Source organism: Microbulbifer sp. ABM4_008 (assembly GCF_056311705.1).
Map to the genome: position 1 here is coordinate 3,384,702 of NZ_CM149970.1, position 16,167 is coordinate 3,400,868.

The 16,167-nt window shown below is 52.1% G+C and carries 19 protein-coding genes; 5 read left to right on the forward strand and 14 right to left on the reverse strand.

Annotated elements, in window-relative coordinates; translation table 11 throughout:
* Positions 1-56: 56 nt before the first annotated feature.
* The gene (locus ACYX4J_RS14630) at positions 57-1,859 is read left to right on the forward strand and encodes an acyl-CoA dehydrogenase (RefSeq protein WP_444898056.1); all 1,803 of its coding nucleotides are present in this window, start codon (positions 57-59) and stop codon (positions 1,857-1,859) included.
* A 28-nt stretch (positions 1,860-1,887) separates the two neighbouring features.
* Here the strand turns inward: ACYX4J_RS14630 and ACYX4J_RS14635 are convergent, their stop codons facing one another.
* From ACYX4J_RS14635 to ACYX4J_RS14690, 12 genes are all read right to left on the reverse strand, one after another.
* The gene (locus tag ACYX4J_RS14635; RefSeq protein WP_476176913.1) at positions 1,888-3,255 is read right to left on the reverse strand and encodes an ATP-binding protein; all 1,368 of its coding nucleotides are present in this window, start codon (positions 3,253-3,255) and stop codon (positions 1,888-1,890) included.
* Entirely contained in the window at positions 3,252-3,926 is a 675-nt protein-coding gene (locus ACYX4J_RS14640) for a response regulator transcription factor (RefSeq protein WP_282931897.1), read from the reverse strand. The genes ACYX4J_RS14635 and ACYX4J_RS14640 overlap by 4 nt, the downstream gene beginning before the upstream one ends.
* Positions 3,927-3,960: 34 nt before the next feature.
* On the reverse strand, positions 3,961-4,278 hold the full coding sequence (locus ACYX4J_RS14645; RefSeq protein WP_282931896.1) for a PepSY domain-containing protein: 318 nt from the start codon (positions 4,276-4,278) through the stop codon (positions 3,961-3,963).
* A 65-nt stretch (positions 4,279-4,343) separates the two neighbouring features.
* Positions 4,344-4,907 (reverse strand): glycine zipper 2TM domain-containing protein, encoded by a 564-nt coding sequence (locus ACYX4J_RS14650; protein ID WP_413664972.1) that lies wholly within the window; start codon positions 4,905-4,907, stop codon positions 4,344-4,346.
* A 143-nt stretch (positions 4,908-5,050) separates the two neighbouring features.
* Entirely contained in the window at positions 5,051-5,752 is a 702-nt protein-coding gene (locus ACYX4J_RS14655; protein WP_476176914.1) for a DUF3106 domain-containing protein, read from the reverse strand.
* Positions 5,745-5,984, reverse strand: a complete 240-nt coding sequence (locus ACYX4J_RS14660) for a hypothetical protein (protein ID WP_444898060.1) — start codon at positions 5,982-5,984, stop codon at positions 5,745-5,747. Before ACYX4J_RS14660 ends, ACYX4J_RS14655 begins: the two co-directional genes overlap by 8 nt.
* A complete protein-coding gene (locus tag ACYX4J_RS14665) occupies positions 5,968-6,354 on the reverse strand; it encodes a hypothetical protein (RefSeq protein ID WP_476176915.1) in 387 nt (128 codons plus the stop codon). Before ACYX4J_RS14665 ends, ACYX4J_RS14660 begins: the two co-directional genes overlap by 17 nt.
* Positions 6,351-6,875 (reverse strand): RNA polymerase sigma factor, encoded by a 525-nt coding sequence (locus tag ACYX4J_RS14670; protein WP_444898061.1) that lies wholly within the window; start codon positions 6,873-6,875, stop codon positions 6,351-6,353. Before ACYX4J_RS14670 ends, ACYX4J_RS14665 begins: the two co-directional genes overlap by 4 nt.
* Positions 6,876-7,237: 362 nt before the next feature.
* The gene (locus tag ACYX4J_RS14675) at positions 7,238-7,651 is read right to left on the reverse strand and encodes a hypothetical protein (protein ID WP_476176916.1); all 414 of its coding nucleotides are present in this window, start codon (positions 7,649-7,651) and stop codon (positions 7,238-7,240) included.
* Positions 7,652-7,800: 149 nt separating this feature from the next.
* Positions 7,801-9,165, reverse strand: a complete 1,365-nt coding sequence (locus tag ACYX4J_RS14680) for an L-cystine transporter (RefSeq protein ID WP_413664966.1) — start codon at positions 9,163-9,165, stop codon at positions 7,801-7,803.
* A gap of 162 nt (positions 9,166-9,327) precedes the next feature.
* Positions 9,328-9,789 (reverse strand): TlpA family protein disulfide reductase, encoded by a 462-nt coding sequence (locus ACYX4J_RS14685; RefSeq protein ID WP_444894511.1) that lies wholly within the window; start codon positions 9,787-9,789, stop codon positions 9,328-9,330.
* Entirely contained in the window at positions 9,707-11,110 is a 1,404-nt protein-coding gene (locus tag ACYX4J_RS14690) for a YihY family inner membrane protein (protein WP_444905921.1), read from the reverse strand. The genes ACYX4J_RS14685 and ACYX4J_RS14690 overlap by 83 nt, the downstream gene beginning before the upstream one ends.
* A gap of 172 nt (positions 11,111-11,282) precedes the next feature.
* Between ACYX4J_RS14690 and arsC the strand changes: the two genes are divergently transcribed.
* The 4 genes from arsC to sppA all read left to right on the forward strand — a co-directional run bounded on the left by arsC (position 11,283) and on the right by sppA (position 14,557).
* Complete coding sequence (gene arsC, locus ACYX4J_RS14695; protein WP_444916543.1) at positions 11,283-11,627, forward strand: arsenate reductase (glutaredoxin); 345 nt, start codon at positions 11,283-11,285, stop codon at positions 11,625-11,627.
* On the forward strand, positions 11,627-12,247 hold the full coding sequence (gene wrbA / locus ACYX4J_RS14700; RefSeq protein ID WP_444898064.1) for an NAD(P)H:quinone oxidoreductase: 621 nt from the start codon (positions 11,627-11,629) through the stop codon (positions 12,245-12,247). The genes arsC and wrbA overlap by 1 nt, the downstream gene beginning before the upstream one ends.
* Positions 12,248-12,257: 10 nt before the next feature.
* Complete coding sequence (locus tag ACYX4J_RS14705) at positions 12,258-12,605, forward strand: DUF2069 domain-containing protein (protein ID WP_413664962.1); 348 nt, start codon at positions 12,258-12,260, stop codon at positions 12,603-12,605.
* A gap of 86 nt (positions 12,606-12,691) precedes the next feature.
* Positions 12,692-14,557, forward strand: a complete 1,866-nt coding sequence (gene sppA, locus ACYX4J_RS14710) for a signal peptide peptidase SppA (RefSeq protein WP_476176917.1) — start codon at positions 12,692-12,694, stop codon at positions 14,555-14,557.
* A 30-nt stretch (positions 14,558-14,587) separates the two neighbouring features.
* On the opposite strand, the gene ACYX4J_RS14715 is transcribed toward sppA, so the two are convergent.
* Positions 14,588-14,881 carry a DUF3175 domain-containing protein gene (locus ACYX4J_RS14715; protein ID WP_413664960.1) on the reverse strand — a complete coding sequence of 98 codons (294 nt, stop codon included), beginning with the start codon at positions 14,879-14,881 and terminating at the stop codon, positions 14,588-14,590.
* 72 nt (positions 14,882-14,953) lie between these two features.
* Positions 14,954-16,162: an MFS transporter gene (locus ACYX4J_RS14720; protein WP_476176918.1), complete on the reverse strand. Its 1,209-nt coding sequence runs from the start codon at positions 16,160-16,162 to the stop codon at positions 14,954-14,956.
* Positions 16,163-16,167: the final 5 nt, after the last annotated feature.

Here is a 16,167-nt window from a genome sequence, read left to right on the forward strand (position 1 = left end):
GAAAACTACCTGGAAATTAAACGGATTACCCAAAAAGAATAATGTAAGAGGTAAACATGGCCCATCAGCTGCTCAACGAGCGTGAAATCGATTTTTTGCTTTACGAATTTTTAGATACCGAGGCCCTAATCAATCGCCCTCGGTACAGTGAGCATTCCCGTGAAATTTTTGATGCAACACTGAATACTGCACACACCATTGCAGAAAAATTTTTCGCTAATCACAACGCCAAAGGCGATGAGATTGAACCGAGCTTTGATGGTGAAAACGTCAGCGTTATCGAAGAAACCAAACAGTCCTGGGATGCTTTTGCCTCTGCAGGATTTCTTGCCGCTCACTGTGATGCTGAGGAAGGCGGGCTGCAATTGCCAGAGGTTATTCTGCGCACAGCACTCGCTTACATGGCTGCAGCAAACGTTGCCAGTGCTAGCTACCCGTTCTTGACCATAGGCGCGGCCAATCTGGTACGGACTTTCGCCAGCGAGTCGCTTAAAAAGCAATTCCTTCCACAAATGTTGGACGGGCGTTTTGCCGGGACTATGGCACTAACTGAACCGGATCAGGGCTCCGCGCTGTCAGACATTCGCACTAGCGCCCTACCAGAAGAAGACGGCAGCTACCGCATTCATGGGCAGAAAATGTATATTTCTGGTGGCGATCAAAACCTCACTGAGAATATCGTTCACCTGGTTCTGGCAAAAATTAAAGGCGCACCCGCAGGTGTGAAGGGAATATCGCTTTTTCTGGTTCCCAAATTCCTTCTGGACGAGCAGGGGAAACCAGTAAAACGCAATGATGTAAAACTCGCAGGCCTGCTACATAAAATGGGCTACCGCAATACCACATCAACGGTATTGAGCTTTGGTGAGGACAGTGGCGCTGTAGGCTACCTGATCGGTGAACCCCACCAGGGCCTGAAGTATATGTTCCAAATGATGAATGAAGCCCGTATCAGTGTGGGAGCTGGCGCTTCTGTACTTGGATACCAGGGGTACACTTACTCCCTTGAGTACGCCAAAGGCCGCCCGCAGGGGCGTATGCCCTCTAACCGAGATCCTGAATCCAAACAGGTCCCTATCGTCCAGCATGCCGATGTTCGCCGTATGCTACTGATGCAAAAAGCCTATGCTGAAGGTGGCTTAAGCTTGAGTGTTTATGCCACCTCACTTTACGAGGATGAGCATACAGCCCCTACAGAAGAGCAGCGCAACAGTGCTGCAACACTGCTCGATCTGCTAACTCCCGTAGTAAAATCCTGGCCCTCCAAGTACTGCCTAAAAGCTAATGAATTGGCGATTCAGGTTTTGGGGGGAGCGGGTTATATTCGTGAATATCCGGTAGAGCAGTTATATCGAGACAATCGCCTTAACGCAATTCACGAAGGTACAGAAGGCATCCATGCCCTGGATTTACTGGCCCGGAAAGTACCGTCAAAAAATCTTGCTGGCTACCAACTGTTACAGGCAGAGATCCGCAATACGATTATGCAGGCCAGGGATAAACCTAAGCTCGAATCTATGGCCAAAATGCTGGAAGAAGCCCTGGAAAAGTTGGATGAGACAAGTTTTGCATTATTCTCCCAGCTTCAGGAAGATGTGGATCGCGGCCTGGGTAATGCCACCCTATACTTGGATTTATTTGGCTGTACCGTAGTCGCCTGGTTGTGGCTACAGCAGGCAGTTATCGCAGAAAAAGCACTGGAAAAAAATCCTAACAGTGAAGCTCAGGGTTTTTACCAGGGTAAATTACACACTGCGAAATACTATTTTGAATGGGAGCTGCCAAAAACAGAGACAGCTATCGCACTGCTGAAATCAGGCAATAGCGTTCCTTTCGACATGCAGGAAAATTGGTTCTAGTTAAACGACTTGTCGAGCAAAACGGAAATTACAGTTGTACCGTAATTTCCGTACCTCCCTGAGGAAGAGGGGCCGCATTTATTTGCCCTTCATAGCTCTCAACAATATCCACTACCACGGCAAGTCCAATACCCTGCCCAGGTTGCTGTTCATCGGCACGAACGCCCCGCTGGGTAACCGCTTGCCATTTCTCACTGTCCAGCCCTGGGCCATTGTCTTTAACCCGAATAGACAGTTTGCGAGTATCTTCCATATTCTCAACGGCAACCGATAATTTCCCGTCACCATATTTATAAGCGTTATCCAGCAAGTTACCCAGGACTTCCATCAGGTCACCTTCGTCACCATAAAACAGGGCGTTTTCAGCACAGGAACTTTCGACATCACACGGCTTACTGCGATACACCTTTTCAAGCGCATCCAGTATTTTATGGAGCAGTGGCGCGACCGGTGTTCCCCGTATAATGGATTTCGGCGAACTGGTTACTGCCCGCTGCAGTTGATAGCTGATAATACTGTCCATCCGCTGCACCTGATCCGTTAGCGTCTTGCCGGCGGTTGTTGAATCTCCAGAAAATTTGAGACCTTTCAATACCGCTAATGGCGTCTTCAGGCTGTGGGCCAGGTCAGCTAATGTATGCCGGGTTTTTTCTCTCTGGCGGCGCTCATTTTCAATCAACAGATTTAAGTTATCTGTCAGTGGGCGCAGCTCCCGAGGAAAATTACCCTCCAATCGATCAGCACCCCCACGCTGCATTTCCTGAAGCGCATTAGCCAGGGCTGTCAGCGGGGCAAACCCCCAGCGCAGAACCAACCACTGTGCAAGGATTAATAACAATGCTCCCAACCCCAACCAGTGCCACATGGTTGAGCGAAACTGCCCCACTTGGGCCTGTAGCGGGGCCGCATCCTCGAGCACTGCAAAGGTAAACAAATTTTCATCTTCCAGCCCCCAGGCAACCCCTTGGCGGAAACTGCTATAACTTCCCTCTTCTCCCGGAACCGATACCTGCGAATAGGACTGCTGCCCCTGGGAAAGCGGATAGAACTCCAGCTGCGGCATTGCCAGGGCTGACTCCGAACGCCAGATAATCTCACCCTCCCGATCAATAACAGCGCCCACCAAACCGGAATCAGGCTGGTTGAAGCGTTGCTCGGGCAAACTCGGGGGCAGAATCAGGGTTTTACCTTCCGGCTCAGCAACCGCCAGCAGGGTGTAAATGTAGACCTGCAGCTCCCGCTGCTTGGCTTCATTCAGGGACGTGCGATAGGCGTGCTCGAGGACTCCAGAGATAAGAAGAATAAAGCCGACCAGCACAAGACTGGTAACCAGGGCCAGACGCCCCTTTAAGGAACCCAGAATATAGGAAAGCAGGGGGAAATTGATGGATCTCACTGCGGAATCACAAAGCGATAGCCGCGCCCGCGCAGAGTCTCGATAGGCTTAAGCTTGGCTGCCGCATCAATTTTTTTCCGCAGGCGTCCAATAAACACCTCTATCACATTGCTGTCCCGGTCACAGTCCTGTTCATAGATATGTTCTGTCAGGGTGGTTTTTGACACCACTTCATCCGGATGTAGCATCAGGTATTCAAGTACCTTGTACTCAAATGAAGTCAGGTCCAATTCAACTTCATCCACACTAACCCGTTGCGCACTGGTATCCAGAACGATAGGTCCGGCTTTAATCGTCGGTGATGAGAAACCTGCGGAACGGCGAACCAAGGCATTCAACCGTGCGAGCAGTTCTTCAGTATGGAAGGGTTTTACCAGGTAATCGTCCCCGCCAGCTTCCAGGCCGGAGACCCTTTCCTGCCAGTGTCCCCGAGCCGTTAAAATCAGGATAGGAAAATGCTTCTCTTCACGGCGCAGTGTTTCAATAACCTGGATACCATCAATTTTGGGTAAACCCAGGTCCATTACTGCAACGTCGTAGGGATATTCCCTCCCCAGATAAAGTGCCTCTTCTCCATCGGGGGCTTCGTCAACGGTGTACCCGGCCGTGCGCAGGGATTCCGCCAGCTGCTGCCGCAGTAATGCTTCATCTTCAACTAGTAGTGCGCGCATAGTAATTACCTTATTGCGGCTCTCAATTATTCTGCTAGCGGGATATACGGCCGCTCTGTTTATCGACAAACACCACATAAACCTGGCTTTTGGCCGACAGTCCTTTCACCCTATACACGGCTCGCCCCTGTTTCTTGGTCTCAGAAATGGCGAGAATTTTTCCACCAAAGCGTTGTTTTACGATTGAAGCAGCCCGATCCCTTGAGATTTCTCCCCCTTGAACACGAAGAAAGTGGGGCTGAAAACTCTCCCGCTCATAAGCGGGGTAGCTGTGTACCGTGGCACTGCAGAGCGCCGGCAAAAACACAGCGGTAAAAGCAATAAAGCCAAGTAAGGTACGATTCAGTTTCACGGTGCGGCTCCTGTGGATATCCAATTTTCCACCCTTTATAAACTCCCTGCCGCCCTCAACCGGGCTCAAAGAGCCGGTGAGACGTCGACATGGACCCGGATTCTATCGCCCGGATGATGGTCAGTGCGAGTCAAGTAAACTTGCCCATTATACCGATAGCGGACATCGTATCCGACTAATTCCCTTCTTGTAGAGTATTCATCTACAACATGGCAACGGGACTCTGTTGCATAGTGGACTGGAGCATTGGCACGGCTGATCTGGTTACCTACCAGGGCGCCCACCAAAGCCCCTGCGATTGTGGCGCCGCCACGATTGTGACTGCGATGATAACCGTAGCGTCCACGGTGGCCGTGATCGCCTAAGTTATTGCCGATTGCAGCACCTATAAGTCCCCCCACTACAGTACCTGCCGGGGAAGTCGGCTCGCGATAGGCAACCTGTTCATCGCGACACTGAGTCGTCGGTGTAACAACCTGAACATCGGTGTAGACGGGAGTAACCTCGGTAACTCGCGCATAATCATAGCCACCCGCAGCATAGCCTCGGGGGCCCGCGCTGGCAGTAGAACTTAGACCCACCAGTGCCGCAACTGCCGCACCCGCGATTAGCTGTTTGTATAGTTGCACGATATATCTCCCGCTAGTCATCAACGGGAGCCAGATTACTTAAGATGATCTGAATAGACGCTGAATTACACTGTCGTACCAGCGTAGCAGCGAGGTAAAACGATAAGCCAGCCTCTCAGGATTGGAATTTGAATGGCAGGGCACTATTCAGGAGCCCCAGATGAACTATCAGTCTCCTCATCACCCTCTCGTCGGTCACTGGCCTCTCGATCACGCCTAGGCCGAGAATCCTGGTGCCTTCTCCCCCTTTCGTGCTCCCTTCTGGGCCTATCTCCTCTCGCCCGGTCGCCCCTTGGTCGGTCTTCTCTGTGCCGGTTTCCTCTAGGTCTATTCTCATCGGACCGATCCCGCCTAGGCCCATCTTCCCTGAGTCTATCCCCTTGCGCTCGCTCTCCCCGAGCCCTATCACCTCTGGGCCTTTGCGGTTCACTCCTATCGCCCCTAGCTTCCCGCCAGCGCTCGCGCACTTGCTCTCTCTGTTCGGGGGACATCTGCCGATATCTCTCACGGGCCTCACGGATACTCTCACGCCTGCCTTCCGGCAGGGCACGGTACTGTCGATAAGATTCCCGCAGCTGATTACGGCGTTCCTGGGGCAGAGACTGCCATTTTTCATAGCGCTGCCGAGCATTGTCACGCTGCTCAGGGCTCATTGAGTTCCATCGACGCGCACCCCGCAACAACCTCTCCTGCTGGCTATCAGACATGTTGGGCCAGCGCTCTTCCATGCCCTGTAACAGCTTGCGATCACTATCACTTAGGCTTTTCCACTCCACCGACCACGCCATACCAGCCCAAAGCAGAGGGGCTGCCATCAAACAAGTTGCGACCAGGGTTTTAATCATGACTGTCCCCCAGCCATATATCTTTGCTTTTGGTGCCTTCTTGGGTTTGCCCGGGACCTTGAACCAACTCGGGATCTTCAGGGATAACGACATCACCTTGTTCATCGACCCACTCTTCCAGGAATAACAGGAATTCCTCCGGCAGAGGCTCAGCTTCCTCCGCCTCGGTAGTACCTGGAAATACGAGCGCACACATAGATATGATGAATAAAACACTACGAAGAGTGCCCATCCAACTCCTCCGCCAACCACTGATAAAACTCCATATCCTCAATCATCTCGATATCCATATCTTCATCCAGCAGCCAATCACCACTCACTAGCAGCTCTGTACGACTTTCATTATTGATAACAGAACTGGGCCACCATAGAGTAAGAAATAGCACTGCGGCAGAAGCCGCTGTAACTGGAAGGTATGGATACAAGGTGTTGAGTGAAAAGTACCGTTTTTTATTATTTTGATCTTGCGCTGCGGAGCGGATTCGCCGCAACTCAGCCAGGGTTTCCGTATCGAGCGATCTCTCTCTACGTATAACAGCGGCACTGGCCGCTCCGAGTATACGCTTCTCGTTAGTCGATGAATTGTTTTCAAAATTACTCATTCCATCGCCTCCAAATGAACCCGCAGGCTGCGCAATGCTCGAGAGAGGTGAGTCTTCACACTTCCCTCGCTACAAGCCATAGCCCCTGCTGTCTCACTGACATTAAAGCCTTCAACGCAGCGCAACAAAAAAGCCTGCTGTTGACGCAGAGGTAACTTTTCAATGGCGCGGTCAATGGCATCAATCGTACGTTCACCGATTAGGACACTATCCGGGCTGCGGCCGTTGGGGTCGGGAAATTCACTCAGATCCCATTCATCGCCTTCGCTATTAATAGGAAGTTTATCTTTCAACAGCTGCCACCGGGACAGGTTTTTCTTGCGACGATGCCAATCGGTTATGCGGTTATTAAGAATGGTAAAAAATAATGGGCGCCACTCCGCACTGTCTCGGCAGCTATAGCTTTTGACGAGTGCAAGCATAGAGTCCTGAACTATATCCAGCGCATCATCACGGTCCCCTACAGCATATTTCGCCATAGTGAATGCCCGCTTTTCAACTGAAGCGAGAAACTGATCCATAAAAGCCGATTGAGGTCCCTTGACGAGGATGCAATCCTTCTACGGCTATTGCGGAGCCTCTAAATAATTCCGTGATATTTCTTTGGCTGTCAGGGCAGCTCACAGTCTAGGCGCGGCTTCACAGGAGTGTTTAAACCTTTTGAGAAGTCGCAGCACAGAGTATGAACCACTCTGAAATCCCCGTAGGACAGACTTAGAAGGCCCCAGCTACTGCATAGCTCTTGCAAAGGACTAAGGCCTTTATCAGCAGGCTGCGCCTAGCGACTGCAGTCTTCCAAGACTATAGAAATATCACGGAATTATTCAGAGGCTCCTTAGTTTGCCGCAACCCACTAGATAATGCCTGCTACAACCAACAATCACTAATCGTTATTGTTGTCACGGGATCTACGATGGTGCTTTTTTGTCCGCTCGCCGCGTTCGTTCTTCCGATCGTATCTATTATCTATTCGTTCGCCTTTTTTATCGAGGCGCTCGTTTATTTTCTCACCTTTGTTATCCAGGCGCCTATCGATACGATCACCTTTTTTATCTAAATGTGCAGCTAATTTATCTCTCCCATTAGCCGCAGCCTGCTCAGACCGCTGGTCCAAGCGCTCATTAATACGATCACCTTTATCATCGAGGCGCTCTTCAATGCGATCCCCCTTTCGATCGAGACGATTTTCAATACGGTCGCCGCGATCATGTCCATCACCCTCACTACTTTCAGCTTGCAGCGAGAGGGGAAAACCAAGGCTAAGCGCCAGTACTGACAGTCCTATCAGTTTATTCATAAGTTGCTCCAGTTCCGTGAACAAAAAACTCAATGCATTAACAGCACTGACTATAACGTCAGGCACTGGAGCTGGTTGACAGGACTCCTATGAAAAATCAGCGAAATAAGAAGACAAAAATAATCGGTGCACAAAGTACCATTCTCTGTTCAACCCTCTACAACTTCCGGGCCGGGCACTTCATCCCCGAGCCAGCGTTGTGTCAGGGTGCCAGCGGTCATAGCGCCGTTAACATTCAGCGCGGTTCGCGCCATATCAATCAGAGGTTCAACAGAAATCAGCAGAGCCGCGATAGTGACTGGCAACCCCATCGCCGGCAATACCACTAAGGCTGCAAAGGTAGCCCCACCACCAACGCCCGCTATACCGAAAGAACTGATCATTACAACCGCCACTAAAGTAGCAATCCATACCGGGTCCCATACATTGATCCCCATGGGGACTGCCACCATCACTGCCAACATGGCCGGATAAATGCCGGCGCAGCCGTTTTGCCCAATAGTCGCACCGAAAGATGCAGAGAAATTGGCAATTGCTGGAGACGTACGCAGCTGGTCCACCTGAGTCTCGACATTCAGGGGAATAGTTGCAGCACTGGAGCGGGAGCTAAAGGCAAAGACCAGCACCGGCCATACCTTGGTGAAATAGTGCAGCGGATTGATACCATTAATCAGTAGCAGCAGACCGTGCACCAGGAACATCAAACCAATAGCCGTAAAGGAGGCCAGCACAAAACTCAATAAGTTAAGAATATCCCCCATACTGGATTTAGCGATCAGGCCCGTAACCAAAGCCATCACGCCGTAAGGGGTAAAAGCCATCACTAGTCGCACCAGCTTCATAACCCAGACTTGAGCCACATGAACGAAGCGCTCAATCGCTGCGCCCTCTTCGGGAAATTCACGGCGAACCGCCAAGGCTGCCAATCCTAAAAGCACCGCGAATATAACCACCGCTATAACAGAAGTAGAGCGAGCCCCGGTCAGGTCCAGAAAAATATTGCGCGGCACAAAAGAGGTAATAATCTCAGGAATGGAAAGGTCTGTGACCTTGCCAATGCGCTCATTCAGCACTTCCACTCGCGCAGCTTCCCGGGAACCCTCAACCAATCCCGCAGCCGACAAACCAAATAGCTCGGCCATAGCCACGCCAATTAAAGCGGCCACCGCCGTTGTTCCCAATAGCACCCCCAGGACTGAAATACTGATTTTGCCCAGCGCCTGGGTATGGCTGACTTTAACTACCGCCACTAATATGGAAGTCAGCACCAGGGGCATCACGAGTAAATACAATAGATTTACGTAACTGTCCCCTATCATCTCTACCCAAGGTATCACCTCTGCGGGTGCAGCCCCCCATCCGCGAGACAGTTGCAGGGTGCCTCCAAAGATAACCCCAAGAATAAGGCCTGCCAGCACTGCTGGTGCGAGGGAGTCACGGCCTCGCTGCCAGCGAAAAAGTCCGTATATAAAAACAATAAATAGAAGCAGGAAAGCAAATGAACTGATATGCATAAGGTCTGGGTCCCACCCGGAACGAAAGGGGAAAGTGGCGGCATGCTATCAGCGATCCGCCACAAGCCTATAGATGTGTTAGTTATAGTTTTATAAAGTTTGGGAGCTTCTAATAATCCACTGTTACCCCGCCGGCTTTTACCAGCACTCCATTAGTACTCGCTATAGATTGAGAGCCGAAATGAAGTCGTCTCTATCCTGCGGCCCAACCAATGTTTTATGCCAGCGACCATCGGTACCAATAATGAACGTAGAAGGCAGCACCTCCGGCTTCTCCTGCCCCCAGCGCCCTTGCGGTTCGGCCACTAGAACGGGAAAAGTAATACCCAACTTATCCGCCTGTTTTTGTATTTCCGCAATCGGTAAATTGTCGAAGTTCACCCCAACAACAACGACATTGTTGTTACCGTCGGCCAGTTGGTTAAGGACCGGGATCTCCTCTCGACAGGGCTTACACCACTCTGCCCAATAGTTAACCAGCAAAACCTTACCCGATACATCCAACTCTTCCCCATCAATGGCTAGAAGCGATTTATCGTCTTTAGCGCAGGCGCTTATTCCGCATACCAACAAAAGAAAGGTGACCGCTGCTGCTCTTGCCATCTTCACTTTGACTATTTTCATCAGGCCCACTTTCTCCCCCGCTTTCAGAGTTTGTTTGCTTATCATCAGTCCCGCCGTCGTGGCCCAGCTCAAGGGGCTTATCTTCAGCTTCCTTTTGCTCGGCCTCCAGGAACAACTCTCCAACAGTGATACCTAATTGCTCCCGGGTTGACTCTCTGGCATTGGCAAAGCGTTGCTCTACCTCTCCATACCAGGGCAATCCATCCAGACTCGCAGGAATTCCACTGGGCATCCAATCCGAACTCAGCCAACCTGCCAATTCAACCAGGGACACCGTATTCAGGTCCCTCAGCAAAACATAATCATTGCGATCAGTCTGGGTCACCATACGATTAGCCTGAAGGATATTCCGCAACCTTCGCCACTGAACAAACTTGATTCCCATACGGGAAATATCTCGCTCCTTCAGAGGCCTCCCCTTCGCGCATTTCTTATACATCTGCCAGAGAACAATAAGGAGGGCAACCAGGTCAGAATGCTCCCGCTCTTGGGTCGCAGCTTGATAAACCGATAGCGTGCGCACCAACACACAGCCGGCCAATACCAGTATCCACATCAGATAAATCCAAAGCAGGAACAGGGGAACAACAGCGAATGCCCCGTAGATTGCCTGGACCGAACTCCGCGCTACCAACAAGCCGAATAAGTACTTCATAACCTCGAAAACAATCGAGATTATGATCCCCCCCTCTATTCCGTGGCGCAACGGGACATAGCAATTGGGCACAGCGATGAACAGTAGGGTAAAAACTATGGAGCTGAAAACAAACGGCAGAATCCTGAATAACAACGAAGTTACTTCAAAGGAATCAGCCCCACCCAAGAAAAATTTTTGAGAAAAGACAAAAGTACTTGTCGCCAGTCCCGCCCCTAATAGGATTGGACCGAGACTCAATATCGCCCAGTACAAAAGAAAACTCGAAACGCCGCTGCGGCCTTTTTGGACGTCCCAGATAGAGTTAAAGGTCCCCTCGATACCGCGAAGGGTCAAGCCCGCAGTAATGATCAGCATCGCGATACCAACGCCAGTCAAACGCTGTGCCTGTTCGGAAAAACTGCTGATATATTTTTGGATCTCGCGCCCACTCTGAGGCAAAAAGTGGGTGAACAGTTGATCCTGTAACCTACTCTGCAAGCCGGCAAAGTCGGGAAACAGTGACAACATGGCGTAGCTCACCGTCACTAGGGGAACTATGCCAAACAGTGTCAGGTAAGTGAGAGCAGCCGCGCGTTGCCGACAATCCTTTTCATCAAACAGTTTCCACAGTGACGTCGCAAAGCGCAGCCAGTGGTTTCCCCAATCCTTTACGGTGCTTCTCATTGTGATCTCTCTATGCCTGAACATCTCGCCCAGGCCGCAGTATTACTGCCCCAAATAGCCAAGGAGCTCCCGAAAACCCCGCAGGGCGTTGGGGGAATTATTCAGAAGCGCCTTAGAACTCCGCAACATTCTTCGGTTAGAATACGCCAAACAGTAACAGGATGCCGCCACAATGTGGACGATTTACCACAACCCCCGCTGCTCAAAATCCCGCCAAACCCTACAGCTATTGCAGGATAACGGTATTGAACCGGAGGTGGTTCTCTATCTACAAACCCCACCTTCTGCCGAGGATATTCAGAAGTTGCTGCACAAACTGGATATTGATGCACGACAGTTGTTGCGCACTGGTGAAGAACCCTATAAGCAGTTAAACCTGAAAGACAAAGATCTGGCCGAATCCCAGTTAATTGACGCAATGGCTCAAAACCCTATTTTGATCCAACGCCCGATCGTTATAAAAGGCGACAAAGCAGTGATAGGACGGCCCCCTGAAAATGTACTGGGGCTGATCTGATGGATCGGGACAACGAAGGCTATGTCCTCATCCTCTACTACAGCCGCACCGGTGCTACGGCGCGCATGGCCACCGAACTGGCTCGCGGCGTAGAGGCCAGCGGGATTACCGCTCGCCTGCGCACCGTACCCGGCGTATCCCCAGACACTGAAGCCAGCGAGCCGCCGGTACCCACCGAAGGTGCCCCCTACTGTACAATCGAGGACCTGCGCAATTGCTCCGGTTTACTGATGGGCAGCCCCACCCGCTTTGGCAACATGGCCTCTCCGCTGCGCTATTTCCTTGACCAAACCAGTGATATTTGGCTCGATGGCAGCCTTACCGGTAAGCCGGCTGCGGTATTTACCGCCACTGGCAGTCTTCACGGTGGTCAGGAAACTACCTTGGTATCCATGATGCTGCCCCTGCTGCACCACGGCATGTTAATCGCCGGCATCCCATACTCCGAAGCCGCCTTAATGCGCACCCGCACTGGCGGCACACCTTATGGTGCCTCACACTGGTCCGGTGAACACGCCACATCGCTTTCCGATGACGAAGTAACCCTGTGCCGGGCACTGGGCAAACGAGTCGGCAGCCTGGCACAGACGCTGGATAATTCGCATAACGGCGACAACTAGAGGATAAAGTGTGAACGATTCTGTACAGCGCAAGCTCAAGATAGCGCTGCGAATTAACTGGATTTGTTATATCGGCATGCTCGTACTGTTTGTCGTCTGGAATCTATTCCTCGAAGGCGGCTCATTGTTCCTGTGGTGCTTGCAGACCATACCACTGCTGTTGGTACTACCTGGGTTACTAAAGCAGCACTATCGCAGCTATCTGTGGCTCTGTTTTATTCTTTTGCTGTATATCACTGCCAGTATTGTCGACGTAATGATGCCTACACGCGGCTGGCAGGATGGCGTACTGGTAGTCCTTAGCCTTATCCTATTCTTTTCATCAATGATGAGCAGCCGCTGGCATCGCATGCAATAGCCACCGGCACTACTCACATTGCTAATGATTTTGTAACTGATAAATAGACAACGCTTGCCCCTCAGCGCACTAAGGAGTTTTGAGGTTTGACTGATTCATCCAATGAGAAAGGACTGTTCCGCAGCTTTTTTGGTGCCATTGGCGGCTCAATTACCTGGCTGAGGCGAGTGTTTACCAACCTGGTGTTCCTGTTAATACTGGTATTCCTGGGTATCGCAATTTTTGGCAAGGACGAACAGCTGGTAGTCCCACAAGGCGCGGCCCTTCGAGTGGCTCCGAGTGGATTTCTGGTAGATGAGCTCAGCCAGCCCAGCGGATTACCGATTTTCTTCGGTGGCTCCCAGGGGCCAGCGGAAATCAGGGTTAAGGATCTTGTCGACTCTATCGACAAAGCCGCACAGGACAAACGCATTTCCGCACTGGTGCTGGAGCTCGACAATATGGTCGGCGGCAGCCTCAGCAAGCTAGACGAGATTGGCGCAGCCCTGCAGCGCTTCAAGGCAGCCGACAAGCCCATTTACGCGGTGGGTGATAACTACACCCAGGCTCAGTATTTCCTCGCCAGCCACGCCGACAAGGTGTACCTGAACCCAATGGGTTCAGTGATGCTCACTGGCTTTGGCGTCTATCGAAATTACTATAAAAGCGCCCTTGAAAAGCTAAAAGTCAATTTCCACGTATTCCGCGTTGGCGACTACAAGGATTTTATCGAACCCTATACCCGCGACGATATGTCTCCGGCTTCCCGTGAGAATAACCAGCGCTGGCTACATGAACTCTGGGGTGAGTACACCGAACAGGTAACCGGCCTTCGCAACCTGCCAACTGAGAGTATCGATCTATTTATCGATGAGTTACCCCAGAAACTGCAGCAGCATGAGGGCGACTGGGCACGTACTGCTCTGGCCAATAAACTGGTCGACCAACTCGCCAACCGCAACTTGGCTGTTCAAGAGCTACGCAAAACCATTGGTGAAGATGAGAACGATGAACGCAGTTATAAGGCCATCGATGCCCTCACCTATTTACGCAGCCAAAAGCTCAGCGAAGTCGCCGCCAAGAAAGAACCCAATAAGATTGCCTTAATCACGGCAAGCGGTTCCATTGTCGATGGCCGCGCTCCCGCCGGCAGGATCGGCAGCGAAAGCCTGGGAGAACTAATCGCACAGGCGCGCAAAAAAGAAGTTGATGCACTGGTTCTGCGCATTGACAGTGGCGGCGGCTCCGCCTTCGCGTCAGAAGCAATTCGACAAGAGTTACTCGCCACCCGCGAAGCCGATATCCCTGTCGTTATCTCCATGGGCAGTCTGGCCGCATCTGGTGGCTACTGGATTGCTACCGGCGGCGATCGAATCTGGGCCTCTCCCGCAACCCTGACAGGCTCCATTGGCGTATTTGGTGCCTTCCCGACCTTTGAGGATTCCCTTGAGGCACTGGGTATTTATACCGATGGTGTGGGCACTTCAGACCTGGCCGGCAGCATGCGGTTGGATCGAGCCCTACCCGAGGCAGCCGCCAGTATCCTGCAACAGGGAGTGGATAATACCTACGCCAGGTTCCTGAGAATTGTGGCCGAGTCCCGTGGCAGCACTCCCAAGGAAGTGCACAAAATTGCCCAGGGCCAGGTCTGGACCGGGCGCGCGGCTAAAAACCTGGGGCTGGTAGACGATCTGGGCAATCTCAACGACGCCATTGCCGACGCCGCACAGCTTGCTGAGATCGAAGAATACGATGTAATAGAGATCCAGCGCGAGCTGACTCCCGGCGAAAGATTCCTGCGCGCCCTGAGCGATAATGTGGATGCACGTATCGCCGCCAGCCTTGAGGCAAACCTGCCACTCGGCGCCTGGTTAAACAGCTTACAACCGGTTTTGGCACCAATCGGCGAACTGCAGAGCTTCCGCGACCCGCGCGGACTCTACGTGCGCTGCCTGCCCTGCCTAGCCCCCTAAAAGACTTCATCGCCTCTACCCTGCGCCGGCTCAATGCCGGCGCGGACGCCCATAAAGCTCACGCAATTCATTTTTCGCGGCCTCCAGGATTCTGCGCCTGCGCGCAGGTAAATGATGACCCGCACGATTGATATAAAAAGTGAGCATAGACATGGCTGAACGGAAAGGCTCTGATTTGCGCTGCTGACTGGCCTCAGCTGCACTCTTCAGGGATTTGGCTATCGCTTTTGGATCATCCAGGCTAAATACACCGGCTTCAAGGTCCAGCGCATGGCTGTTTGTCGTGACTCTCTGTGACCATTTGGCACTTTTTACTGATACCAAACCCCACCTCCATAACCGCAGTTCCCTGTTAAATATATGGTGGCTCAACCGGATTTGGTCGTTACGGGATTCCTATACCTCGCTATCGGAAATTTTAACCTGCCGTAGAGCCCCACTCAGGGCAACCAGTGCGAATGCCAATAAACTCAGGATTCCCGCCCACAATAGTGTCGTCAGGGGCGCTGCGACCTCGCTCAAAACACCCGCAGCCAGGGCTCCCAGCGCCGCAGAGCCAAATAGGGCAAATTGATAAATAGAGATAATGCGACTGCGATAATCCGCCGGCGCCAGCAATTGCACAATGCCTCGCCCCAGCCCTGCAGAGGCTGCCGCAACCGCCCCCCAACACAGACACAACAGGATCAAGCCAAACTTTGTTGGCCCCAGGCTGATAGCAATCAAGAGTGCTGCGCTGTAAAGCAAGCACATCAAAATTCCCCGCCCTGGCTCTTGTCCCTGCCCCCGTCTCAACATAGTCACCGTCGCGATCACCGTGCCCGCTATAAATGCCAGCTGCAGGGTCGCGTAGTAACCGGCACCGCGACCGTAGTCCTCCGCCAGCAGCGGTAAGACCACCAGGAAAACCCCGATATGCACAAAGCCATTGAATGCCATCAATGCGGTCAGCTCCCGCAAAACCGGGTGTTTCCATGCCTGACTGAGACCATCCAGAATCAGGGTATGGGGTCGCTTCTCTGGTGTCTTTTGACGCTCTTGAGGCTGGCGCAAGGAGAAAAGCAATAATGAAGCCACTAGCACAACGGCAATCTGTACACCCAGCAAGTGCTGCAAGCCCCACTGGTCAAATCGACTCGCTAGCAGCATACCCACCGCCTGGCCGCCGTACTGCGCCAACATCATCCAGGTTACGGTTTTTTGCACGCCTCGCTCAGTGGCCTGCCCCTTGCGGTTGCGGGCACTGCGCTGCACCAGATTGTCCCGTGCCGGCTGTAAAAAAGCGCTGCACACCCCCAGGCAAATTCCGTAAACCATCAAGGTGGATAAATTCAGGACATGGAAGGTGAAATACAACAACAATGCGGTATGACAAAGCGCCAGGCCCAAACAGGCTAGAGCTGACACCAGAGCCGGGTCTCGCCTATCCGCCAAAGCACCGCCAAACAACAGGAATACCAGGTTTGGCAGCAATACTGATGCCTGAATCCACCCCAATTGCAGGGCGGGAAGATCCACGATCGTCAGCGCAATCCAGGGCAGCAATATCACCTGCAACCCGGTTGCCAGGGAGGTGCCGCTATAGCCCAACAGAAACCTTTGCAATTGGG

Bases quoted from the DNA above. Each gene is read 5' to 3' on its own strand.
- ACYX4J_RS14630 (WP_444898056.1), top strand. From the start codon at position 57: ATGGCCCATCAGCTGCTCAACGAGCGTGAAATCGATTTTTTGCTTTAC.
- ACYX4J_RS14640 (WP_282931897.1), bottom strand. From the start codon at position 3,926: ATGCGCGCACTACTAGTTGAAGATGAAGCATTACTGCGGCAGCAGCTG.
- ACYX4J_RS14655 (WP_476176914.1), bottom strand. From the start codon at position 5,752: ATGATTAAAACCCTGGTCGCAACTTGTTTGATGGCAGCCCCTCTGCTT.
- ACYX4J_RS14660 (WP_444898060.1), bottom strand. From the start codon at position 5,984: ATGGGCACTCTTCGTAGTGTTTTATTCATCATATCTATGTGTGCGCTC.
- ACYX4J_RS14665 (WP_476176915.1), bottom strand. From the start codon at position 6,354: ATGAGTAATTTTGAAAACAATTCATCGACTAACGAGAAGCGTATACTC.
- ACYX4J_RS14670 (WP_444898061.1), bottom strand. From the start codon at position 6,875: ATGGATCAGTTTCTCGCTTCAGTTGAAAAGCGGGCATTCACTATGGCG.
- ACYX4J_RS14675 (WP_476176916.1), bottom strand. From the start codon at position 7,651: ATGAATAAACTGATAGGACTGTCAGTACTGGCGCTTAGCCTTGGTTTT.
- ACYX4J_RS14680 (WP_413664966.1), bottom strand. From the start codon at position 9,165: ATGCATATCAGTTCATTTGCTTTCCTGCTTCTATTTATTGTTTTTATA.
- ACYX4J_RS14685 (WP_444894511.1), bottom strand. From the start codon at position 9,789: ATGAAAATAGTCAAAGTGAAGATGGCAAGAGCAGCAGCGGTCACCTTT.
- ACYX4J_RS14690 (WP_444905921.1), bottom strand. From the start codon at position 11,110: ATGAGAAGCACCGTAAAGGATTGGGGAAACCACTGGCTGCGCTTTGCG.
- arsC (WP_444916543.1), top strand. From the start codon at position 11,283: ATGTGGACGATTTACCACAACCCCCGCTGCTCAAAATCCCGCCAAACC.
- wrbA (WP_444898064.1), top strand. From the start codon at position 11,627: ATGGATCGGGACAACGAAGGCTATGTCCTCATCCTCTACTACAGCCGC.